The sequence below is a fragment of the Hymenobacter cheonanensis genome (genome assembly GCF_030581075.1).
Taxonomy (GTDB): Bacteria; Bacteroidota; Bacteroidia; order Cytophagales; family Hymenobacteraceae; genus Hymenobacter.
Window position 1 is genome coordinate 448,276 of sequence record NZ_JAUQSW010000002.1, and the last position, 22,534, is coordinate 470,809.

Genomic DNA, 22,534 nt, shown 5'->3' on the forward strand with positions numbered 1-22,534 from the left:
ATGCCCATGGTTCTCATCGTGGTAGGGCTGCTTATTGCCCTCGTTTTCATCGCGCGAAGTTGGGATTTGCCCCTTCGACTCAAAGAGTTAGAAGCTGATTTGGGCCGCTACCGGGCCCGGCAGCAGCACATGCAGGGCGAGCTGGAGCAGCTGCACAGCCAGTTGCTAGCCCTGCGCGCCGAGTTTGCGGCGGCCCCATTCGTAGCCGCTCCTCCGGCACCGGCACCCGGGCAGTGGGCTGGCTTTGCGCCGGCCGCAGCAGCCACCGCCGCCCCCGTGGCGGAGGCCGGCCCTCAGCCCGTGCCCACCGCGCCGCCCGCACCAGTGGCAGCGCCCGAGCCAGCCGCCGAGCCGCTGGCAGCGCCCTTCGAGCCAGCGCAGGAGCCCATTCAGGTAACCGAGGCAGTGGAAGAACCTGAGTCGGCCCCGGCACAAGAAGCAGAAGCAACGACAGCCGAGGTCGAGCAAACGCCGATGGCCCAGGAGGTCAGCACCGAGCCCGTTGATGCAAGTGAGGCCGCTAGCGCGGACGAAGTAGCCCCCGTTACGGCGCCTGCTCTGCCTGAAGAGCAAGCCTCAGCGCCTGAGTTAATTGAAGAAACCGAGCTGGCCCCCAGCGCCGCAGAGGCTGCCTTGATTGAAGAAGCCGAGCTAACCGAGCCGCTAGCCGCCGAAGCCGAGCTGGCCCAAGTCATTGACGAGCCCGCCAGCGCCCTTGAGCTTACGCCAGCCGCAGCAGCCAGCCAGGCCGCAGAAACAGCGCCAGCCACCGAATCTGAGTCCATCGCGGAGCCGGCAGCGGAAGCTGCGCCGGCAGAGCCGGCAGAGGCCGCCGTGGGTGAGCCGGCGCCGCAACCAGGCCCGCCGCCCACGCCGGCGCCGGCCCCGACGGCCCGGCCGCGGGTGGCGCCGCCCCGGCCAGTGCCGCCTACGCGGCCCGCGTTACGGCCCAAGCCGGTGCCCACCGGGCCCACCTTTTGGGAGCGCGCCTCGACGGTGCTGCTCGAAAACTGGACCGGTATTCTGGGCGCGGTGGTGCTCGTGACGGGCGTTGGGTTTCTGGGGATATACGCGGCGCTGCGGGTGGCGCCGCCGCTGCGGTTTTTGCTGATTTGCGCCTTTGCGGGCGGGCTGCTGGGCGTGCGGTTTGGGCTGCGCCAGAAGGAGTTTGCCACGAAGCTGAATGCCTGGCTGCTGAGCAGCGCGGCGGCCATTTTCCTGTTTGCCTGCGTGGGCGCGGTCAGCATTCCGGGCCTGATGTGGGTCACGCCGCCCTTCGACTACCTCTTGCTGCTGGCCGGCGTGAGCGCCAATCTGTACCTGGCCTGGCGGGCCAGCCGCCAGGAAGTGGCTACCCTGCACGGTGTGCTGAGCCTGGTGGCCCTGGCCGTGCTGCCGCCCACGCCCCTTACGCTAGGGGCCGCGGCGGGCGTTACGGCCTTCAGCATTGCCATTACCTACCGGCAGCAGTGGAAATACCAACTGCTGCTCAGCATTGCCAGCTTTTTCGCGTTTCACTTATATTGGCATCAGCAGCTGGCAGTTATCGCGGGTGGCACGCGCCTGGCGGCGATGGCGCTGGTGCTGCTGGTGGGCGCCGCCGCGGCCGTGGTGCAGTACCGCCGCGTGTATGCCGAGCGCCGGTTCGAGCCGCTGCTTTTTGCCTCGCACCTGCTCAACTGGACCTGCCTGGGCGTGAACCTGTATTTCTACAGCACGGGCTCGATTTGGAAGACCATTCCGCTGGCCGTGGGCGCCGGGCTCACCTTCTGGGCCGGGCGGCAGGCCAAGCGCCTGGGCATCGGCTGGCTGTTTCAGACCGATACCATTATCTCGCTTATTCTGGGGCTAGCCACGGCGCTCTCGCTGCAAGGCTGGCACGCCACGCCGCCGGTTATCCTGCTTTTTATGCTGCTCGAAACCCTGCTGGTGGCCCTCATCATGGCCCGGCAGCGCGAGGCACTGGTGTACCGCGTGGCCCTAAGCGGCGCGCTGCTGGCAAGTGCCGGCCTGCTGCTGGTAGCCGGCAGCCGGGCGCTCGATGCGCCGCCCGCCACGCTTTACCGCGATGCCCTGGTGCTGGCCCTGGCCGGCTGGGCGGGGCTGGCCTTTATGCAGTTCATTTTCAAGCAGCCGCTGCTGACTATTGGGCAATCAATTAAAATACAGCTGCTTGCGGCTGCCTACAACGAGCAGCTCGCGCCCCCGAAGGCCGCGGCCCTGCAGTCGCACCGCCGCATGCTAAGCGGGTTTGCGGGCGTGGCGGGGGCGCTGCAAGCCGGCACGGGGCTGCTGCTGGCGCGGGCGCTGTTTGCCTGGCCGGGCGTGCCGGTGGCCCTGCTGCTGGTGGGGCTGGCAGCGCTGGCGGGCATTTCGGTGGGGCTGGCGGCCTGGGTGCAGGCGGCGGGCCGGGCGCCCGGCTGGGTGCGGCGCCAGCAGCTGGTGCTAGGGCAGTTTTTTACGGTGCTGGCCGTGGTGGGGCTGCACGAGGCGCACCTGAGCTGGCCGGTTATTCTGCTGCTGCTCTTCGCCGAAAACCTGGGCACCGTAGCGCTGCTCACCAAGCGCGATGCCCTGCTGCACCGCTACGCCATGGGCAGCGCCCTGCTCGCCGGGCTAGCCCTGCTGCTGGCCGCAGCCAGCCAGCTCGATGCGCCGCACAACATCCTCTACCGCGATGCTTTGCTATTGGTGCTGGCCGGCTGGGGCAGTGTGGCGTTTGCGCAGCTGGCCTTCCGGCACTTCTTCGCGCAAGCATTTGATACTAAATCAGATTCTGAAAACCCTGAGCTGACCCGGGCCGCGGATTACCGACGCTGGCTGAGCGCCTTTGCCGGGCTGGGCGGGCTGCTGCAGCTGGGAGCGGGCTTACTGGTGGCGCGGGTAGTGTTTGGCGCGGCCCCGGCCCCGGTGGCGCTGCTGCTGGGGGCGCTGCTGGCCCTGGCGGGCGGCGTGGTAGCGCTGGCCACCTGGGTGCGCCGGGGCACGCTAGCGCCCGGCTGGGTGCGGTGGCAGCAGTTGGTACTGGCGCAGGGGTTGGTGGTGCTCGCCATCTTTGGGCTGCACGAGGTGGGCCTGGTCTGGTCGGGGCTGCTCCTGCTGCTTTTCGTCGAAAACCTGGTGGTAGTGCTGCTGCTGGCCGGGCGCGACGCGGCCGACCGGCTGCACCAGGCCGTGTACCGTGCGGCCCTGGCCGAGGGGCTGCTCAGTGGCACGATCTTGCTGCTGACGGCTATTCGACATTTAACTGATATCCAACTCACTGACCTCTACCGCGAGGCATTTTTACTGGCCCTGGCCGGCTGGGCGGGGCTAGCCTTCGTGCAACTGGTGTTGAGATTTCCGCTGCTGCTGGGGGTGCAGCCAGCCCGGCGGCCCGCGGGGGCATTGCCGGTAGTGCTGGTTTCCAACCCGGAGGCGCACTCTACCTGGCTAGGGAGCTTTGCGGGCCTGGCGGGCCTGCTGCAAGCGGGCACCGGAGCGCTGCTGGCCCGCGCAGTAGTTGGCGGGCACCCGGCGCCGGTGGGGCTGCTGCTGCTGGCTTTAGTGGCAATGGCGGGTAGCGCGCTGGGGCTGGCGGCCTGGGTGCGGGCGGCGGGCCGGGCGCCCGCCTGGGTGCGGCGCCAGCAAGTGGTGCTGGGGCAGCTGTTTGTTGTGGTGGCTATTTTCGGGCTGCACGAGTTGGGGCTGAGCTGGCCCGGCGTGCTGCTGGTGCTCTACCTCGAAACCTTGGTGGCCGTGCTGCTGCTGGCCCGGCGCGATGGCCTGCTGCACCGCGCGGCCATGCTGGGCGCGCTGGCGGCGGGCACCAGCCTGCTGCTCTTGGCCGCTACCGACTTCGATAACAGCGCGCCGCCGCTGCTATACCGCGATGCCATTTTGCTGGCTCTGGCCGGCTGGACCAGCATTGCGTTCGTGCAAGCCACTTACAGGCAGCTGCTGCCCCAGGGCTGGGCTAGCCTCGACTCACCCCTAGCCGAACTCTTTTCCAAGCCGCTAAACCGCCTGCTGAATGCTTTTGCCGGGCTGGCCGGGCTGCTGCAAGCGGGCACTGGCCTGCTGCTGGTGCGGGTGCTGTTTGGCTGGGCGCACGCGCCGGTGGCGCTGCTACTCGGGGCCCTGCTGGGGCTAGCGGCGGCCGCGCTGGGGCTAGCCTACTGGGTGCGCGCCAGTGGGCTGACCCCTGGCTGGCTGCGGCGGCAGCAGCTGGTGCTGGCGCAGTTTTTCGTGTTGCTGGCGCTGGTGGGCCTGCACGAAGCGCACCTCAGCTGGTCCGTCATTCTCACGCTGCTCTTCGCCGAAAACCTGCTGGTGACGCTGTGGCTAGCCCGGCGCGACACGCTGCTGCACCAGGCCGCTATGGCCGAAGCGCTGCTCACGGGTGCGAGCCTGCTGCTGGTGGCGGGCGCCAAGCAGGGCCTTAATGTTCCGCTGCTCCTCTACCGCGATGCGCTGCTGCTGGCGCTGGCCGGCTGGGCCAGCGTGGCGTTTTTGCAATTCACCTACCGGCAATTTTTCTCTAAAACTTCACTTGATGACTACGCCACCCAGCCGGCCAACCCCTACGCCGACACCGTGCGCGGCTGGCTGAGCGGCTTTGCCGGGCTAGCCGGTTTCTTGCAGGCGGGCGCGGGCCTGCTGCTAGGGCAGGTGCTGTTTAGATGGTCGGATACGCGGGCGCTGGGCCTGCTGCCGGTGCTGGCGCTGGCGGCGCTGGGGCTGGCCTACTGGGTGCACCGCAGCGGCTGGGCACCCCGCTGGGTGCGGCGGCAGCAACTGGTACTGGCCCAGCTGTTTATGTTACTGGCGGTGGTGGGGCTGCACAAAGCGGGCCTCACCTGGCCCGGCGTGCTGGTGATGCTGTATGCCGAAAACCTGCTGGCGGCCCTGCCGCTGGCCCGGCGCGATGAGGAAGGCCTGCTTCACCTACAGACTTACCTCCTGATAGTGCAGGCGGTGCTGCTGCCGGTGCTGGTGCGCGCTACGGCACCGGGCACCCTGGCACCCCTGGCGCAGGCCGGGCTGCTGCTGGGCGCGGCCGTACTCACGCTGGGCTACCAACTGCGGCGGCTGGCTTTCGGCCCCGTGGGCCCGGAATACGGCCAACTGCCCGCGCTGGGTGGCGCGCGGCTGCCCATCCTGCCCATTGCCACGGGCTGGCTTTTGCTAGGGGCGGGTTCACTGGAATACGCGCACAGCTGGGCGGGCTGGGCGATGGTCGGCATCCTGGGGGCCTTGCTGTACCTGCGCCAGCGCTTGGTGGTGCCCGGGCTGTGGGCCGGGCTGGTGCTGGCGGCTACCGGCTACGTGGGGCTGCAATGGGCGCACGTACTGCCCGTGGCTTTTGCGACGCAGGCAGCCGGCCGGCCGGCGCTGGCAATTGGCCAGGTGCTGCTTTACCTGGTGCCTACGCTGGCCGTGCCCCTGGCGGGCTTGCGCACATCGTGGTGGGCGGCGGGGGCGCGCTTTGTGCGCGGGCCGTGGCTGTATTTGCTGGGTCTGCACCTGGTGGTGCTGCTGGGCAGCGTGCCCCCGGCCCACCTCGCCTACCTGGTGCTGGGCTTGCTGGCCCTGGCTGGCGCGGCCTTTGCCGGGGCGCAGGCTTGGCGGCGCGCCCTGCCCGATGCCGCCGCCGTGGCCCGCGCCGGCCAGCCCGACCGCTACCTGCTGCACCTCAGCTACGGGCTGCTGCTGGCGGGCCTGCTGGTGCACCTGCGCCTGCTGGCCGGCAACGAAACTTTGCTGCACCGGCCGGCCGAATACGTCACGGCGGCCGCGCTGTTTGGGGTGCTGGCGGCGCTGGCCCTGGCCCGGCAGCCGGCTACGGCGCCGGTGTATGCCTCGTGGCGCGTGCTGCACCCGGCGCTGCTGGAAGCGGCTTTGCTCTTCGGCACGCTCACGCTGGTGCGCGAGGTGCAAGAGGTCTGGCTGGGCCTGGCGTGGGTAGCTTTTGCCTTGATTGTGTGCGCCTTACTACCCAAAATACCGCTGCGCCTGCGGCGGCTGGGCGTGTACGGGCGGCTGTATTTCGGGCTGGCGGCGCTGTCGGCGGGCCTGTTTTGCCTGCGCTACCTGGGCGCCGAGCAGCTGCAAGGCACCGAGCGCTGGGTGGTGGCTGGCACGGTGGCGCTGCTGTTTGGCTACGCGGGCCTGGCGCTGCGCATCGGCAATGCGCCGCTGGCTAGCCTCCCGCCGCGCTGGAAGGCGCTGGCGCAGCCCTCGCGCCGCCAGCTCGAGGCCGCCCTGCTGTACCCGGCCTTCGGGGCGCTGGCGGTGTTCTTCATCCAGTCCTTCGACCGCTCGGTGCTCACCGTGCTGTTGATGCTGGAAGTCGTGGCCGTGTTCAGCGCCAGCCTGCTGCTGCTGCGCCAGGATATGCGCTACGTGGCCCTGGCCGGCATGGCCGCCACCATCGGGCGGCTGCTGCTGGTAGACCTGAGCCGCAGCGGGACCGTGACGCGCGCTATCGTGTTTATTTTCGTGGGCTTGCTGCTGCTGGGCCTGCACGCGCTGTACGCCCGCTTCAAAACCCGCCTGGTGGTAGTTGGTGGCGTAGAGGTAGCGGTGGAAGACGACGACCCGGACGAGCCCGACGAATCTGACGAGCCCCAGGAATGATGCGCAGGGCGGTAAAAAGTCAGCCGGCCGGCTGACTTTTTACCGCCCCAATCGTTACGTAGTACAACTGCCTTTCTCACTTCTTTTTACCATGGGCTTTTTCACCAACAAGGGCTTTCAGCCCAAGCGCCAGAGCAATCACAAGCTGCCGCCCGGCCAGTACGAAACCACCGACTTCCCGGTGCTCACGGCCGGCCCCACGCCCCGCATCAACCTCACCAACTGGGAGTTCCGGCTCGAAGGCCTGGTGGAAGAGCCCGTGCAATGGAGCTGGGAGGAGTTCAATAAGCTGCCGATGCAGGACTTCAACCCCGACATTCACTGCGTCACGAAGTGGTCGAAATTCGATACCCACTGGCGCGGCGTGAGCGTGGATACCCTGCTGGAGCACGTAAAGCTGAAGCCCGAGGCGCAGTTCGTCACCGAGTTCAGCTACGGCGGCTATACCACCAATGTGCCCCTGGCCGACCTGCGCGATGGCAAGGCGTTCGTAGGGCTTCTTTACGACGGCCAGCCCCTGGCCGCCGAGCACGGTGGCCCGGCCCGCCTGGTGGTGCCGCACCTCTACTTCTGGAAAAGCGCCAAGTGGGTGCAGGGCCTGCGCTTCACGGCCCAGGACGAGCCCGGCTTCTGGGAGCGCGGCGGCTACAGCATGTACGGCGACCCCTGGAAAGAGCAGCGCTACCGCGACGATGACGACGACCAGGCCAGCGCCAGCAGCATCCGCCTATGAGCCGCGTAGCCTGGCAGCTAGCCACCGTCAAAAGCATCAAGCAGGAAACGCCGCACGTCAAGTCCTTCACGCTCAGCCTACCCAACTGGACGCCCCACCTCGCCGGCCAGCACTACGACCTGCGCCTCACCGCCGAAGGCGGCTACCAGGCCGAGCGCAGCTACTCCATTGCCTCGCCGCCCGAGCAGACGGGTGAGATTGAGTTGACTGTCGAAATTATCGCCGACGGCGAAGTATCGGGCTACCTCAACGAGGGCGTGGCCGTGGGCGACGAGTTGGAGGTGCGCGGCCCCATCGGCGGCTACTTCGTGTGGCCGGGCGAGGCTAGCGCGCCGCCCCTGCTGCTCGTGGGCGGCGGCTCGGGCGTGGTGCCGCTCATGGCCATGCTGCGGCACCGCCAGCGGCTAGGGCTGCGCACGCCGGCCGTGCTGCTCTTCAGCGTGCGCACGCCAGAGGAAGTCATTTATCAGGCTGAATTAGAGGCTTTAGCCAAAGACGACCCTAGCTTCACGCTGCTGCTCGACTACACCCGCCAGGCGCCGCCCGGCTGGGCCGGCTACCACCGCCGCATCGACGCGGCCATGCTGGCCGAGGTAGTAAGTCGGTTTGGCGATGCGCAGCCGCAGGCGTTTGCGTGCGGGCCGACGGGCCTGGTAGAAAGCGTGGCCAACGGCTTGCAGGCCGCCGGCCTGCAAGCCGAAAGCATTCTGACCGAGCGCTTTGGGCCGACGGGAAGTTGAATTACGCCTAAGCCGGAAAGTGCGTCGGCTTCCTTACTTCATAAGGTGAGCGGGCGCCTTTTTTACGGCACTAGCTGGCTTGTCAGTAGTGAGTCATCTCGTAGAGCACCGATTCGAAGGCACTCGCATCCACACTGAAACCGCCCCGAAAGGGGTTATCGATGGCGGCCGTCAGGAACAGCAGCGACCCTAGCAGCAAGGCAATCAGGCAGGTGAGGGCTACCTGATGGGTTCTATCGTCGGCTACAAAAAACCAGGAGATGGCTACGTTAATGGCGGCGCCCAAAATGAGCACCCACCACAACAGATTGGGCAGGTTGTCTTGGTCGCCCCGCAGCCGCAGGCGGTGGGCTAGCAACAATTCATTAAGCTGATTAATAGCCTGTTGGTGCACTATCTGCGAGCGGGTATCGGGCGGCACAAAGGCGAGGAAGTCGTTTTTGAATTTGCGCAGCACCGCGCTGCTCTGCTGCGGTACCTGGCCCCGGTGGTGCGCCGGCCAGTCCTGGTCAATCACCGACTTCACGTAGGCTTTCAGCTCTTGCTGATAGCGCTGCCGGGCGGCGGGCGGGTAAGTGGCCATGTCGTTGTAGATGGCCGCCGTGATGGTCGCCTCGTTATCGACCTGGCCCGACAGGGTTTGAAAATTGCTCCACACCCCCGCGGCTACCAGCCCTAGCAAAATGCCGTAGATGACCCCCGAAACTCCCAAAAAATAGCTAACCAAGTCGTTGTGCTCGGCCGTATCGCCCACGTGCTTTCTGACCCAAGGACGCAGCAAAAACAGGCCCGCCAGGGAAAACAGCAGCGTGGCGGCGCAACACAACGCGCAGAATAACCAGTTGGGTACGTAATAAATCCAGTCCACTAGGCAAGGTATTAGCTCGGCAGGAGCGAATACGCGAATACGGGGCGAAGGTAGGCGCGTGCCCCGCCCACCGGGCTACCGCCTAATGGGCAGGACGAGCCATATACGCCAACAAAGCTGCCGGCAGTCGGCCGCCGCTAGCCTACGTGCGCTAGCAGCGGCCGGCCAACGGCAGCTTGCATCCTAAATGCGCGGGCACTAGGCGTACACGCTCGTTTTCAACTCCTCGGCCAGGAAGCGGCTGGTGTGGCCCTTGCCGCTCTTGGCTACCTGCTCGGGCGTGCCCTGGGCCACGATGGTGCCGCCGCCCGCGCCGCCTTCGGGGCCGATGTCGATGACGTGGTCGGCCACCTTGATGAGGTCCAGGTTGTGCTCGATGATGAGCACCGTATTGCCCTTGTCGGCGAGCTTGTGCAGTACGTCGGCCAGGTGCCGAATGTCCTCGAAGTGCAGGCCGGTAGTGGGCTCGTCGAGAATGTAGAAGGTTTTGCCGGTGTCCTTTTTGCTAAGCTCAGTGGCAAGCTTCACGCGCTGGGCCTCGCCGCCCGAGAGCGTGGTAGCCTGCTGGCCCAGCGTGAGGTAGCCTAGCCCAACGTCGGCCAGCGTCTTGATTTTGCGCAGGATGCGCGGCTGAAACTCGAAGAACTCGACCGCTTTTTCCACCGTCATGTCCAGTATGTCGGTGATACTCTTGCCCTTGAAGCGTACCTCCAGGGTTTCGCGGTTGTAGCGGCGGCCTTTGCAGGTTTCGCAGGGCACGTGCACGTCGGGCAGGAAGTTCATCTCGATGGTGCGGATACCGGCGCCTTCGCAGGTTTCGCAGCGCCCGCCCTTCACGTTGAACGAGAAGCGGCCCGGGCCGTAGCCCCGGATTTTGGCCTCCGCCATCTCGGCAAACAGCTGGCGGATTTCGGTAAACACGCCTGTGTAAGTAGCTGGGTTAGAGCGCGGCGTGCGGCCGATGGGCGACTGGTCGACCTCAATCACCTTATCAATCAGCTCCAGGCCTTCGAGGCTGCCGTAGGCCAGCGGCTCGCGGTGGGCGTTGAAAAAATGCTTGTTGAGAATCGGATACAGCGTGTCGTGAATAAGCGACGACTTGCCCGAGCCCGATACGCCCGTTACGGCAATAAGCTTGCCGAGCGGAAACTTGGCCGTTACATTCTTGAGGTTATGGCCCTTGGCGCCTTTCAGCACCAGGAAATTGCCTTCGCCCTCGCGCTTCTTTTTGCGCAATTCGATATTGCGCTTGCCGCTGAGGTAATCCGACGTGAGTGAGCCCGAGTTGAAAATGGCTTCCGGTGTGCCCTCGGCCACGATGTGGCCGCCGTGGATGCCCGCGCCGGGGCCAATGTCGAGCACGTGGTCGGCGTGCAGAATCATGTCCTTGTCGTGCTCCACCACAATCACCGAGTTACCGATGTCGCGCAGGTGCTGCAAGGCCTTGATTAGACGCTCGTTATCCCGCTGATGCAGGCCGATACTCGGCTCGTCCATGATGTAGAGCACGCCCACGAGCTGGGTGCCAATCTGGGTGGCTAGCCGGATGCGCTGGCTTTCGCCGCCGCTGAGCGTGCGCACCGAGCGGTGCAGGCTCAGGTAGTCGAGGCCTACTTCGAGCAGGAAGCCGATGCGCTTGCGGATTTCCTTAAGCAACTCGCGGGCAATGAGGTTCTGACGGTCGCTGAGGCGGCCTTCCACGTCCACAAACCAATTGCTCAACTCGTTGATATCCATCACCGAAAGCTCACCGATGTGCTTGTCGGCCAGCTTGAAGTGCAGGCTTTCCTTTTTGAGGCGGTAGCCCTCGCACACGGGGCAGGTCTGGGCCTGGGTGTATTGCTGAATCCAGTCGCGAATGGAATCCGAATCGGACTCCATCTGGCGGCGCAGGAAGGGAATAATGCCCTCAAACGGCTCGGTATAAAGGGCTTTGGTATCGTCGGCGTCGTCCTGCGTGATGCCGTGCAGCAGGCGCTTGAGCAGCTCGGGGTCCAGCTTCTCGACGGGCGTGTTGAGGCTAGCCTTGTGCTTTTTGAGAATGAGCTGAAGCTGCTGAAAAATCCAGATGTCGCGGTACTCCCCGAGCGGCGCGATGGCCCCGCGGCTGATGGTCAGCTTGGGGTCGGGTATCACGGTTTCTTCGGTTATCTGCTGCACCTCGCCCATGCCGGCGCAGTGCGGGCACGCGCCGTAGGGCGAGTTGAAGCTGAACGTGTTAGGCGCCGGGTCGTCGTAGGCAATGCCCGTTTCGGGGTCCATGAGGAAGCGCGAGAAAAACTGCGGCTTGCCTTTCTCGCCCTTGGCGTCGGGGTCGAGCACCAGCAGGGTGCCTTTGCCGTGGGTCATGGCATTCTGCACCGAGCCGGAGAGGCGGAAGCGGTCCTCCTCCTTCACCACGAGGCGGTCAATTACGATTTCGATATCGTGAATCTTGTAGCGGTCGACCTGCATCTTGGGCGTGATGTCGAGTAGCTCGCCATCGACGCGCACCTTGGTGAAACCCAGCTTGGCAATCTTCTGAAAGTCTTCGCGGTAGTGGCCCTTACGGCCCTTCACCACGGGCGCCAGCACAATGAGCTTTTTGCCATCGAAGTGCCGCAGGATGTAGTTGATAATCTGGTCGTCGCTCTGCCGAATCATCTTCTTGCCCGTGGCGTAGCTGTAGGCCTCGGCGGTGCGGGCGTACAGCAGGCGCAGGAAGTCGTAAATCTCGGTGATGGTGCCCACCGTCGAGCGCGGGTTGCGCGAGGTGGTTTTCTGCTCAATCGAGATTACCGGCGACAGTCCCTCAATCTTGTCCACGTTGGGCCGCTCCAGCCCGCCCATAAACGAGCGGGCGTAGGCCGAAAACGTCTCCATGTACCGCCGCTGCCCCTCGGCATAGATGGTATCGAAGGCGAGCGACGACTTGCCCGAGCCCGATATGCCGGTGAAAACCACCAGCTTACCACGCGGAATTTTGACACTAACGTTTTTGAGGTTGTGCTCGCGGGCGCCGTACACCTCAATGTAGGGCGCCTCGGCGGCGGCCCCTAGCAGGGGGCCCTCGGCGGGGGGCGGCAGGCTAGCGGGCGTTTGGTGGGCCTGGGCCACGGCCAGCCCGGCGGGCGCGGGCTGGCGGCCCACGGGCAGATTGTGCTGCGCGTCGGGGGCTTGCTGCTCAGCTACTTCGGCCAGGGCAGCCGCCGGAGCGTCGGTCAATAGCTCGGCCGCCGGGGCAGCAGCTTTGGCCGCTTTTTTAGGCGCGGCCTTGGGTGGTTTCGGAGCGGAAGCAACGGGAGCGGTAGCCGTTTTTTTAGCCATGCGGGCAAATCGGAGGAACGAGCAAAGGTACGGGAATGGCCGGCCGGGGGTGGCGAAAAAGCGGACTTTTCTGCCGGGCGGCTGGCTAGGGGCGACTGCCAGTAACAAGCAAGCGGCGGGTTTGGTGCCGTTGCACGGTATTTGCCGGGGGCTCAGCCTGGTTTGGCCCGCGTGCCGGCCTACTCACTTTTTTCGCTTTTAAGCTCCGCTTATGCGCCTTCTTCCCTCCCTTCCTTCGTGGCGTGCGCTGGGCATGAGCCTGGCCCTGGCCCTGAGCAGCCAGCTGGCCGCCGCGCAGCTGCTAGCCTCCACCCGCGGCCAAGCCTATGATTTTCTAACGGTTACGGCGATAGAATCTCCGACCAGAAACATGGCGAAGCTGCTGTTTACGCCGGCCTTCAATGGCCACACCGAGCTTCAGCTCGACGCAGTAGGGGCGTTTTCGTCGGCTACTATTCTGGACCAGCTGCGCCACAACGAAGAGGTGGTTACCCAAAGCTTGGGCGACTTATCGGCGGCGGGCTGGGAGCTTATTCAGGTAGCCACCACCCCGCTGGCCGCGGATAAGAACGTTTCCACTACCCGGTACTTATTGCGCAAAGCCAAAAGTTAAGTAGCTGCGTATAAGCTGGCCTGTTCCGGCTGGCACTTGGCACCGTCCTTGCCAAAGGAAAGATTCACCTTATCCTTTTTCACATGAACCTGCTTCAAAAAATGGCCACGCTGGGTACCCTGGGGGTATTAGGCTTTGCCGCTACCCCGGCCCATGCCCAGCTCAATGTCAGCATCAACACGGCGCCGCCGGTGGTAGTGGGTGCGCCGGCCAACGCGCAGTACTACTACATTCCGGAGGCCAATGCCTACTACGACGTGCCGGCCCGCCGCTACATCGTGCAGCGCAACGGCAAATGGAACCGCTACGAGCGCCTGGAAGGCTACGACGCGCGCAATTTTCACCCGCAGTATATCGACTACCGCGGCGCCGAGCCCTGGACGTATAACCGCGGCGGCAACCCCCACGGCATTCCTCCCGGCCAGGCCAAAAAAATGTATCGTGATGGCTACCGCGATGGCCGCGACCGCGACGACCACGACCGTGGGCGGGGCCACGGCAAAGGCCACGACCGCGACTAGGCCCCCGGCCAACCCGAACCATTCAGAAAGCGCTCGCAAGGGCGCTTTTTTTGGTAGCGGGGGCTAGCCGGGCCAGTCGGCATACTTGCGGCTTTAGTCTGCAAAACGGCCGGACTTATCGAATGCTCCGGTTTTCAGGCACCTGTTTTGTTTTAGGGAGAGTATTCTGTTCAACCCTTTTCCTCTTTTCAACCATGAACTACCGCCCGCAGCTTTTCGCTTTTGTATTGGGTGCTTTTGCCGCGCTGGCTAGCCCCGCTGCCCATGCGCAAGTGAGCATCAACGCTCAGTTTGGCCACCCGGCCTGGGGCCCGGCGGTGCCGGCCGGCGCCCAGTACTACTACGTGCCCGAAATTGACGGCTACTACGACCTGGCCGCCCGCAACTACATTGTGCAGCGCAATGGCCGCTGGCTGCCCATGGCTTCGGTGCCGGGCTACAATACTGCCAACTTCCACCCGGTGGTGGTAGATTACCGCGGCCGCCAACCCTGGCTACAGTACCGCGACCACCACGCCCGCTACTACCGTCCGGTGGTGGTGCGCGAGCGCAGAATGCGCCGCCCGGTAATCGTGGAGCGCGTCAATCGCCGGGGCCGCGTGGTAGAGCGCGTGCGCTAGCCTACCCGGCTAGCCGCCGCGCAAGAAGCCCCGTCTCGCAGGCGGGGCTTTTTCGCGGCCGGGGCATTGGTCGGCACATTTGCCGGGCTCGCACGTAAAGCGGGCTGTTCCGTCGCCAAACCCAAAATCCGGCACTCTACTTGCACTTAGGCTAGCCAGACAATCTCCTTTCTTTTCCTTGTCAATCATGAAATTCCGCCTCCCTTTTCTTGCTTTCGCGCTGGGCTCTGGCTTGGCGCTGGCTGCCCCCACTGCCGCGCAAGCGCAGGTGAGTGTGGGTGTCAACATTGGCCTGCCACCCTGGGGGCCGGTTGTGCCACAAGGCACACAGTACTACTACATTCCGGAGATTGATGGCTACTACGACATCTACAACGGCGTCTACATCGTCTTCGATGGCCAGCAGTGGATTCAGGTGCCTTACCTCGACGGCTACGACCCGTACTATTTCCATCCGGTGCCGGTTAGCTACGTGGGCGCGCAGCCCTGGCTCTACATCAATACCTATCGCCAGCGCTACCCACAGTACGTAACCGTGTACCGGGGCGGGGGCTACGGTGGCGGGGGCCGCTACTACGGCCACGACTACGGCGCCGGCCGCGTGTATGGCTACGACCGCGGCGGCTACGGTGGCCGCCCGGGTGGCTACGACCGCGACCATGACCGGGGCGGGCGTGGTGGCTATACCGGCGCGCCGGGCTACCCCGGCGGAGGCCGCCCCGGTGGCGGCCTGCCGGGCGGTGGCTACCCGGGTGGGGGCCGGCCCGGTGGTGGCAACCCCGGCGGCGGGGGCTTTCCGGGTGGAGGAAGGCCCGGCGGGGGCTACCCCGGTGGCGGGGGCGGCAACCCCGGTGGGGGCGGTGGTAACCCCGGCGGGGGCTTCCCCGGTGGTGGGGGCCGGCCCGGTGGCGGTATGCCAACTCCGGGCAACCCCGGCGGCGGCTTTCCGGGCGGGGGCAACCCTGGAGGGGGCGGCCGGCCCGGGGGCGGCTTTCCGGGTGGGGGCGGCCAGCCAACTAACCCTGGCGGCGGCCGGGGCATCTTTGGCGGGCAGCCGACCAACCCCGGTGGCGGGGGCGGCCAACGGGGCGGCGACGGCGGTGGCCGGGGCCGCCGCTAGCCCTTGCGCTGCCAACTTCCTTAAAATCAAAAAGGCGCTGCTCCCGGCCGGGAGCAGCGCCTTTTTTTGCATATATCATTTAAAATTCTCTAAATCATATCCTTACACTTCTCCGTTACCCACCATGCCAGCCCAGTTCTGGCCTTCGTGGAGGTTAGCCGGGGCGGGCAGCCGGCCTTGGCCCAGCAGCTCGGCGAGGTAAATCATGTCGGCGTCGCGGTTCATGCCCGCCACGGCGATAACGCGCTCATCGAGCACGTAAAAAGCCAGAAAATCCTGCTTGCTCACATCGCCGTGGTAGATAATAATATCCCAACGCTCGGCATGGCCGGCGTAGCGCAGGCTTTTGCCATACTGCTGCGTCCAGAAAAAGGGCGCGGCCGCAAACTTCACCTGCTGGCCCAGCATGTTGCGGGCCGCCACCTGGCCGTGCTGCTGGGCCACGCGCCAGTGCTCGATGCGGGCGGGCTGCCCGGTGGCCGCCAGCGGAAAGCGGGCAATGTCGCCGGCGGCATACACCCTGTCAGCGGCCTGCAAAAAGGCGTCGACGGCTAGCCCGCCGTCTTTTTCCAGCGGGAAGGCAGCTTGCAGAAACTCGGTGGCCGGGCGCACGCCCACGCCCAGCACCACCACCTCGGCGGGCAGCAGCCGGCCGGTTTTCAGCTGCACGCCCGTTACGCGGCCATCCTGGCCTAGCAGAGCCGTTGCCTCGGCTTCTGTTTCAAACTTTACGCCCTTCTCCTCGTGCATTTTGCGGAACATGGCGCCGATTTCCGGGCCTAGTACGCGCGCGAACGGCTCTTTTTCCTGGGCAATTACCGTCACCCGGCGCGTGTCGCCGATAAGGCTGCCGGCGGCTTCCATGCCAATAAAGCTGCTGCCGATAATGACGACCTGCTTCGCATCCTGTGTGGCGGCCAGCAGGTGGTCGGCGTCGGCCTGGGTGCGCAGGGGCAGCACACCGGCCAAGTCGTGGCCGGGTAGCCTGGGCAGCAGGCTGGGGGTGCCGCCGGGGGCTAGCAGCAGCTGGTCGTAGCGCAGCGGCGGCTGGCCTTCGAGCAGGAGCTGCTGGCTAGCCAGGTCGAGGCCCGTGGCGCGGGTATTAGGCAGCAGCTCAATATTTTGGCGCGCGTAAAAGTCGGGCTCGCGCAACGGCAGCGCCGCCGGCTGGGCCTTGCCGGCCAGGTAGGCTTTGCTGAGTTTGGTGCGGTCGTAGGGCGCGTGCGCATCGGCCGACACGAGTAGTACGCGGCCCGTAAAGCCCTCGCGGCGCAGGGTTTGGGCCGCAAACTCACCGGCGGCCCCGCCACCCACCACCACAAACGTGCGCGTATCGACTACCGCGTGGGCCGCGGCCGGCGGCTCGCCACCGACTTCGGCCGTGGGCGTGGCATTGGGGTCGTCGGTGCTGGCGGGGGGGCTAGGGGGCACCTGCACCAGAATGCGGCCACCGGCCTCGCGCACGGCAAAGGTGGGCAGGTCGTCGAGGGCCGGCGGCTCGCACAGCTGGCCATTTTCGACCCTGAAGCAGGCGTGGTGCCAGGGGCATACAAGCTTGCCATTCACTACTTTACCTTTTTCGAGCGGCGCGCCGTAGTGCGGGCAGTTGGGTGCAAAGGCGTGCACCTGCCCGTGCTGCCGGGTCAGCAATACCTTCGGGCCGTCATCAGGCGTACCAAAGGTTTTCAGCGCGCCTTCGGGCAGGCTGGCGGCGTCAGTGAGGTCGAGTTCAGAAATCATAGCGAAGCACGTGTGGGTACCGACTGAACGGCAAGTGTCGGCAATGAGTTACTGCGGGCGGACCACAAAAAAAGCGACCTGTTGAGGTCGCTTTTTTCCGTAGTCACTTCGTAATCAGTCCTAAAACTCCGCGTTTTTAGGGAAGCGCGGGAAGGGAATTACGTCGCGGATGTTGGTCATGCCCGTCACGAACAGCACCAGGCGCTCGAAGCCCAGGCCGAAGCCCGCGTGCGGCGCTGTGCCGAAGCGGCGCGTGTCGAGGTACCACCACAGCTCGTCTTCGGGCACGTGCATTTCGGCCATGCGGGCTTGTAGCTTCGCCAGGTCTTCCTCGCGCTGCGAGCCGCCGATGATTTCGCCGATGCCGGGAAACAGCACGTCCATGGCGCGCACGGTGCGGCCGTCGTCGTCGAGCTTCATGTAGAAGGCCTTGATTTCCTTGGGATAGTTAGTCAGGATAACCGGCTTGCGGAAGTGCTTCTCCACGAGGTAGCGCTCGTGCTCGCTCTGCAAGTCGGTGCCCCAATCTACCGGGAACTCAAATTTCTTCTTGGCCGATTTCAGAATTTCCACCGCCTCGGTGTAGGTGAGGCGCTGGAATGCGTTGTCGGTCACAAACTTGAGGCGGCCCAGCAGCTCCTTGTCGTAGGTATCGTTCAGAAATTGCAGGTCGGCGGCGCAGTGCTCCAGGGCATACTTCACCAGGCTCCGGAGGAAGTCCTCGGCCAGGTCCATGTTGTCGGCCAGGTCGTTGAAGGCCACCTCGGGCTCTATCATCCAGAACTCGGCTAGGTGGCGGGCGGTGTTCGAGTTTTCGGCCCGGAAGGTGGGGCCGAAGGTGTACACGCTGCCCAGCGCCAGGGCGGCCAGCTCGCCTTCGAGCTGGCCCGATACGGTGAGGTTGGTTTGCTTGCCGAAGAAATCCTGGCTGAAATCGACCGAGCCATCCTCAGTGCGGGGCGGGTGCTCGGGGGGCAGGGTCGTTACCCGAAACATCTGGCCCGCGCCCTCGGCATCGGAGCCCGTGATGATGGGCGTGTGCACGTAGTAGAAGCCGTGGTCGTTGAAATACTGATGAATGGCAAACGCCAGCGCGTGCCGGATGCGCAGCACCGCCCCAAACGTGTTGGTGCGGGGGCGCAGGTGGGCAATTTCGCGCAGGGCTTCGAGTGAGATGCCCTTTTGGTCGGCGCCCCGCCGCTGAATCGGATACGTTTCCGGGTCAGAAGTGCCGAGCACCTCGATGGAGGTAGCCTGCACTTCTACCGCCTGGCCTTTGCCCTGGCTAGCCACCAGCTGGCCGCGCACGGCAATGCAGGCGCCGGTCGTGATTTCCTTCAGGCTTTCTTCGGGAAACTTTTCGGCATCGGCCACTACCTGCAGCGTAGCTAGTCCCGAGCCGTCGTTGAGGGCAATAAACTGCACGTATTTGTTGCCCCGGCGGGTGCGCACCCAGCCTTTGACGAGAACTTCGCGATTAAGGTCGGTACTTTGCAGCAGGTCTTGGATGCGGGTACGGCGGAGCTGGTCGGCAGGCATAAACAATGGGCAAAAGCAGTTGAAGGCGTAAAGGTAAAGCCCCTGCCGGGCTAGCCCCGACTAACCCCAGCCGGAAATTGCCAGTACTAGGGTACGTCCAAGCCCGCGCTGGCTGCGTATTGTATTTCATTCTTCACTGCTAACCTCCGCGTTTCATTCCCGCTCTTCCTTATGCAACGCCTTGATTTAAAACAGCTTCTTTCGCAACGCCTCTCGCCCCAGCAGATTCAGTTTATCAAGCTGCTCCAGATTCCGACGGCCGAGCTGGAAACGCGCATCAAGGAGGAAATGGAGGTGAACCCGGCGCTGGAAGAAGGTGACAGCGAGGATGCCGACGACCGCGACGACAACGAGGCCGACGACGCGCCCGAGGCCGACGACCCCAACGACGCGCTCGACAGCGACGATACTACCCTCGACGAGGACTTCAGCGGCCCCAGCGAGGCTAGCGACGACAGCGCCGGCCCCGACGACTACGCCGACGCCGACGAGCGCCCCGAGCCCGCCGCCGAAGTTGAGGCCCTGGGCATCGACAACGACAACCACGACATCGACATCAGCGACTACGTCAACGACGACGAGATAGCGGGCTACAAAATGCAGGGCGACGGCCCCGGCGATGAGGAGGAGCGCGATATGCCCCTGGCCGACACCAGCGGCTCGCTGCAGGATTCGCTGCTCGACCAGCTGCACTTTGCGCAGCTCGACGAGCTGGGCCAGGCCATCGGCGAGCAGCTCATCGGCTCGATTGACAGCGACGGGTACATCCGGCGCGACCTGGCGGCCATTGCCAACGACCTGGCTTTCAGCCAGAACATTGAGGCTAGCGAGGCCGATATCGAAAGCGTGCTGCACGTGGTGCAGCAGTTCGACCCGCCGGGCATTGCCGCCCGCGACCTGCCCGAGTGCCTGCTTTTGCAGCTAGAGCGCCGCCCCCAGGACGAGGCTACCCAAAATGCCGAACGCATTCTGACCGAGACGTTTGACGAGTTTACCAAGAAGCACTACCAGCGCATTCAGCAAAAGCTCGACCTGGAAGACGACGAGCTGAAGGAGGCCGTGGCCGTCATTCTGAGGCTGAACCCCAAGCCCGGCGGCAGCGGCCCGGTGAGCGGCGGCAAGGGCAGCGGCGGGGGCGCCCAGTACCTCATGCCCGATTTCATCCTCACCAACGACAACGGCGAGCTGAACCTGACCCTGAACGCCCGCAACGCCCCCGAGTTGCGCGTGAGCCGCGACTACCGCGAGATGCTCCAGACCTACGACAAGGCCGCCAAGAAAGACCAGAAAATGAAGGAGGCCGTGAGCTTTGTGAAGCAGAAGCTCGACTCGGCCAAGTGGTTTATCGATGCCATCCGGCAGCGCCAGAACACGCTGCTGCGCACGATGTCGGCCATCGTGGAGCGCCAGCGCGAGTTCTTCCTCACGGGCGACGACTCGAAGCTGCGGCCCATGATTCTCAAGGACATTGCCCAAACCATCGGCATGGATATCTCGACGGTAAGCCGCGTGGCCAACTCCAAGAGCATCCAGACCGAGCACGGCATTTACCCGCTCAAGTTCTTCTTCTCCGAGGGCATCGCCACCGACTCGGGCGAGGACGCCAGTAGCCGCGAGGTGAAAAGCATTCTGCGCGACCTCATCGGCAACGAGAAAAAAGACCACCCGCTCAGCGACGACAAGCTGGAGAAAATGCTGAATGCCCGCGGCTACAACATTGCCCGCCGCACGGTGGCCAAGTACCGCGAGCAGCTCAATATTCCGGTGGCCAGGCTCCGCAAGGAGTTGTAGCCAACTGCTACCTCATTAAAATAAAAACCGCTGTTCACCGTCTGGCTGGGCAGCGGTTTTTTTATTTTTTAGCTGTCTTTCAATTATGGCTCAGCGAATTATCCTCACCGGCGCTACCGGCATGGTGGGCGAAGGCGTACTCCTCACCTGCCTGGCCCAGCCCGGGGTGGAGGCAGTGCTTTCCATTAGCCGGCGGCCTAGCGGGCACGCGCACCCCAAGCTGCGCGAGCTGCTGGTGCCCGACCTGGCCGACCTGTCGGCCGTAGAAAAAGAGCTAGTGGGCTACACGGCCTGCTTTTTCTGCGCAGGTATCTCTTCGGCGGGTATGAAGGAGGCCGAGTACACCCGCATCACGCACGACCTGACCCTGGCTTTTGCCCGCACGCTGGCCCGCGTGTGCCCGGGGGCGGCCTTCGTGTACGTGTCGGGCGCTGGCACTAGTGCCAACAGCCGCCTGATGTGGGCGCGGGTGAAGGGCCGCACCGAAAACGACCTGCTGGCGCTGCCGTTTCGGGCGGCCTATATGTTTCGGCCCGCGTTTATGGAGCCCGTTGAGGGGCAGCAGCACGTTAAGCCTTACTACAAGTTTTTTGGCTGGCTGGCGCCGGGTCTGCGCCGGCTTTTTCCGGGCGCAGCCTGCACCCTGCGCGAGGTGGGGCTAGCCATGCTGCACGCCGCCGGGCGCGGCGCCCCCCAGCCCGTGCTGGAAGTACGCGACCTTGTAGCGCTGGCCGCGGGCTAGCCCCACCCCTAGCGCGCCACTTGCAGCAGCACCTCGTAGTAGGGCCGGCCCAGCACCCGCGCCCGCAGCCAGGCAAAGAAGCTGATTATCTGCAAGTCCTCCTTCTCCTGGTTCAGGAAAGCCGGCATGGTGGCCACGCGCTGGGCGAAGGCGGGCGTGGTAGCCACGGCCGGGTCGTTGATGATTTCGTGCACCAGTTCGAGGTAGCGCACCACGGCGTGGTAGGGGCCACCCAGCGGCACGGCGGGCGCGTCGGCCGTGGCTTCGGTGGCCGGAAACTGCTCGTGCAGGCGCCGCTCAATGGCCCGCAGGCGCACCAGCGCCACGTCAGGGTTGCCCAGCTCCAGCTGAATGAGCAGCTCGCCGATGTTGTGGTTCAGCAGCCACTCCAGGCCCATGTTCTGCTCCAGCCAGTGGTCGGTGCGGTCGAGGCTGATGAGCGTGTGGCTAGCCTTGGCAAACTTGCCTTCGGCAAAATAATGGAACGTGAGCTGCAGGCGCGCCGTGAGCTGGTCGGCGGGCAGCAGCGCAGGCTTGGCAGCCAACACTTCTTCCAAGAGCTTGATGCTGTCGCGGTTGCGATTCAAAAACGCGTAGTTGGCGGCCAGCAAAAACGTGAAGCGCGGCCCCACCTCGGCAAACTGCCGGCCCGGCGCGGCGGCCAGCACGGCCAGCCCCTGCTCCAGGTACGCCACCGACTCGGCGAAGCGCCGGGCGCGGTACAGGGCATGGGCCAGCATATAGAGCAGCCGCAGCTGGTGGCCGCGGTGGGCCGGCGCAAAGCCGTGGCGGCGCTCCATGAGGCGGTAGCAGCGCTCGATGAAGGGCGCAAAATTGGCAAAGTCGCCGCGCACCAGCATGGCGTGGCGCGCAATGCTGAGCAGGCGCGTGAGCAGCGAGGGCGAGCGGGCAAAGGCTTCCTGCAAGTCGTACTCTTGCAGCACGTTGCGCACCAGCTCATCGACCGGCACGGCGCCGCGGCCGTGCAGGCGGGCCTGGCGCAGGCGCTGGCGCAGCAGCGCATCGGCAATGCCGGCGCGCTCCTCTTCGTCGGCGGCTTTTTTGTTGCGGTGGCGGCGCTCGATGATGGCGGCCAGCGGCTCGGCGTGGGGCGAGTGGGCATACTGAATCTGCACGTTGTAGACGGCATTCAGGGGCTCGTACTGCTCGTTGTCGAGGGCTAGCTTTTCGGCTTTGCGCAGCATATTCCAGGCCAGGCGCGGCACGCCGGCATCGAACAGATACTGGGCTAGCGTGAGGTGGCCGCGCACCGGCGTGGCGGCCGTGGCATCGTGCTGGCGCTGGCGCAAAAGCAGAAAATCGGTAAGCTGCCGCAGCAGGCGCTTGCGCAACGCATAGTAGGCCACGGGGTTAGCTTCCTCAGGGTAGAGCTTTTTGATGAGCACTTCCGAATCGTACTCCTTGGGGTGCAGCAGTAGCTCGAGCAGGCGCACATCCTGGCGGCCGGTGGCGCGGCGGCGCTGCCACTGCATAAACTGGGCGAGGTCGCGGCGGTCGTCGGGGGCCAGGGTTTGGAGCGTCAGGCGCAGGTCGTCCATGAAAAGGGCGTAAAACAAGTTCTC

General features: G+C 65.0%; 14 protein-coding genes. 9 read left to right on the plus strand and 5 right to left on the minus strand.

Annotated features, from left to right (window positions below; all coding sequences use genetic code 11):
• The 3 genes from Q5H89_RS05505 to Q5H89_RS05515 all read left to right on the plus strand — a co-directional run bounded on the left by Q5H89_RS05505 (window position 1) and on the right by Q5H89_RS05515 (window position 8,091).
• Entirely contained in the window at window positions 1–6,618 is a 6,618-nt protein-coding gene (locus tag Q5H89_RS05505; RefSeq protein WP_305018299.1) for a hypothetical protein, read from the plus strand.
• Between the two features lie 91 nt (window positions 6,619–6,709).
• Window positions 6,710–7,351 carry a sulfite oxidase-like oxidoreductase gene (locus tag Q5H89_RS05510; protein WP_305018300.1) on the plus strand — a complete coding sequence of 214 codons (642 nt, stop codon included), beginning with the start codon at window positions 6,710–6,712 and terminating at the stop codon, window positions 7,349–7,351.
• Window positions 7,348–8,091 carry a ferredoxin reductase gene (locus Q5H89_RS05515; RefSeq protein WP_305018301.1) on the plus strand — a complete coding sequence of 248 codons (744 nt, stop codon included), beginning with the start codon at window positions 7,348–7,350 and terminating at the stop codon, window positions 8,089–8,091. The genes Q5H89_RS05510 and Q5H89_RS05515 overlap by 4 nt, the downstream gene beginning before the upstream one ends.
• An 82-nt stretch (window positions 8,092–8,173) precedes the next feature.
• Here the strand turns inward: Q5H89_RS05515 and Q5H89_RS05520 are convergent, their stop codons facing one another.
• Both Q5H89_RS05520 and uvrA read right to left on the minus strand, forming a co-directional pair.
• A complete protein-coding gene (locus Q5H89_RS05520) occupies window positions 8,174–8,959 on the minus strand; it encodes a bestrophin-like domain (protein ID WP_305018302.1) in 786 nt (261 codons plus the stop codon).
• Window positions 8,960–9,157: 198 nt separating this feature from the next.
• Window positions 9,158–12,265, minus strand: a complete 3,108-nt coding sequence (uvrA, locus tag Q5H89_RS05525) for an excinuclease ABC subunit UvrA (RefSeq protein ID WP_305018303.1) — start codon at window positions 12,263–12,265, stop codon at window positions 9,158–9,160.
• Window positions 12,266–12,476: 211 nt separating this feature from the next.
• Between uvrA and Q5H89_RS05530 the strand changes: the two genes are divergently transcribed.
• The 4 genes from Q5H89_RS05530 to Q5H89_RS05545 all read left to right on the plus strand — a co-directional run bounded on the left by Q5H89_RS05530 (window position 12,477) and on the right by Q5H89_RS05545 (window position 15,139).
• Entirely contained in the window at window positions 12,477–12,878 is a 402-nt protein-coding gene (locus Q5H89_RS05530) for a hypothetical protein (protein WP_305018304.1), read from the plus strand.
• 83 nt (window positions 12,879–12,961) lie between these two features.
• On the plus strand, window positions 12,962–13,399 hold the full coding sequence (locus Q5H89_RS05535) for a hypothetical protein (protein ID WP_305018305.1): 438 nt from the start codon (window positions 12,962–12,964) through the stop codon (window positions 13,397–13,399).
• Between the two features lie 194 nt (window positions 13,400–13,593).
• On the plus strand, window positions 13,594–14,019 hold the full coding sequence (locus tag Q5H89_RS05540) for a hypothetical protein (protein ID WP_305018306.1): 426 nt from the start codon (window positions 13,594–13,596) through the stop codon (window positions 14,017–14,019).
• Between the two features lie 187 nt (window positions 14,020–14,206).
• Complete coding sequence (locus Q5H89_RS05545; RefSeq protein WP_305018307.1) at window positions 14,207–15,139, plus strand: hypothetical protein; 933 nt, start codon at window positions 14,207–14,209, stop codon at window positions 15,137–15,139.
• A 102-nt stretch (window positions 15,140–15,241) separates the two neighbouring features.
• Here the strand turns inward: Q5H89_RS05545 and Q5H89_RS05550 are convergent, their stop codons facing one another.
• Both Q5H89_RS05550 and asnS read right to left on the minus strand, forming a co-directional pair.
• Window positions 15,242–16,879: an FAD-dependent oxidoreductase gene (locus Q5H89_RS05550; protein WP_305018308.1), complete on the minus strand. Its 1,638-nt coding sequence runs from the start codon at window positions 16,877–16,879 to the stop codon at window positions 15,242–15,244.
• A 120-nt stretch (window positions 16,880–16,999) separates the two neighbouring features.
• Window positions 17,000–18,418: an asparagine--tRNA ligase gene (asnS, locus tag Q5H89_RS05555; protein ID WP_305018309.1), complete on the minus strand. Its 1,419-nt coding sequence runs from the start codon at window positions 18,416–18,418 to the stop codon at window positions 17,000–17,002.
• A 171-nt stretch (window positions 18,419–18,589) separates the two neighbouring features.
• Here asnS and rpoN point away from each other — a divergent pair, with 171 nt between their 5' ends.
• On the plus strand, window positions 18,590–20,209 hold the full coding sequence (gene rpoN / locus Q5H89_RS05560; RefSeq protein WP_305018310.1) for an RNA polymerase factor sigma-54: 1,620 nt from the start codon (window positions 18,590–18,592) through the stop codon (window positions 20,207–20,209).
• An 85-nt stretch (window positions 20,210–20,294) separates the two neighbouring features.
• Window positions 20,295–20,951, plus strand: a complete 657-nt coding sequence (locus tag Q5H89_RS05565) for an NAD-dependent epimerase/dehydratase family protein (protein WP_305018311.1) — start codon at window positions 20,295–20,297, stop codon at window positions 20,949–20,951.
• An 8-nt stretch (window positions 20,952–20,959) separates the two neighbouring features.
• Here the strand turns inward: Q5H89_RS05565 and Q5H89_RS05570 are convergent, their stop codons facing one another.
• Window positions 20,960–22,510: a hypothetical protein gene (locus Q5H89_RS05570; RefSeq protein ID WP_305018312.1), complete on the minus strand. Its 1,551-nt coding sequence runs from the start codon at window positions 22,508–22,510 to the stop codon at window positions 20,960–20,962.
• Between the last annotated feature and the right edge of the window lie 24 nt (window positions 22,511–22,534).

Bases quoted from the DNA above. Each gene is read 5' to 3' on its own strand.
- Q5H89_RS05530 (WP_305018304.1), top strand. From the start codon at position 12,477: ATGCGCCTTCTTCCCTCCCTTCCTTCGTGGCGTGCGCTGGGCATGAGC.
- Q5H89_RS05550 (WP_305018308.1), bottom strand. From the start codon at position 16,879: ATGATTTCTGAACTCGACCTCACTGACGCCGCCAGCCTGCCCGAAGGC.
- rpoN (WP_305018310.1), top strand. From the start codon at position 18,590: ATGCAACGCCTTGATTTAAAACAGCTTCTTTCGCAACGCCTCTCGCCC.
- uvrA (WP_305018303.1), bottom strand. From the start codon at position 12,265: ATGGCTAAAAAAACGGCTACCGCTCCCGTTGCTTCCGCTCCGAAACCA.
- asnS (WP_305018309.1), bottom strand. From the start codon at position 18,418: ATGCCTGCCGACCAGCTCCGCCGTACCCGCATCCAAGACCTGCTGCAA.
- Q5H89_RS05565 (WP_305018311.1), top strand. From the start codon at position 20,295: ATGGCTCAGCGAATTATCCTCACCGGCGCTACCGGCATGGTGGGCGAA.
- Q5H89_RS05545 (WP_305018307.1), top strand. From the start codon at position 14,207: ATGAAATTCCGCCTCCCTTTTCTTGCTTTCGCGCTGGGCTCTGGCTTG.
- Q5H89_RS05540 (WP_305018306.1), top strand. From the start codon at position 13,594: ATGAACTACCGCCCGCAGCTTTTCGCTTTTGTATTGGGTGCTTTTGCC.
- Q5H89_RS05515 (WP_305018301.1), top strand. From the start codon at position 7,348: ATGAGCCGCGTAGCCTGGCAGCTAGCCACCGTCAAAAGCATCAAGCAG.
- Q5H89_RS05535 (WP_305018305.1), top strand. From the start codon at position 12,962: ATGAACCTGCTTCAAAAAATGGCCACGCTGGGTACCCTGGGGGTATTA.
- Q5H89_RS05510 (WP_305018300.1), top strand. From the start codon at position 6,710: ATGGGCTTTTTCACCAACAAGGGCTTTCAGCCCAAGCGCCAGAGCAAT.
- Q5H89_RS05570 (WP_305018312.1), bottom strand. From the start codon at position 22,510: ATGGACGACCTGCGCCTGACGCTCCAAACCCTGGCCCCCGACGACCGC.
- Q5H89_RS05505 (WP_305018299.1), top strand. From the start codon at position 1: ATGCCCATGGTTCTCATCGTGGTAGGGCTGCTTATTGCCCTCGTTTTC.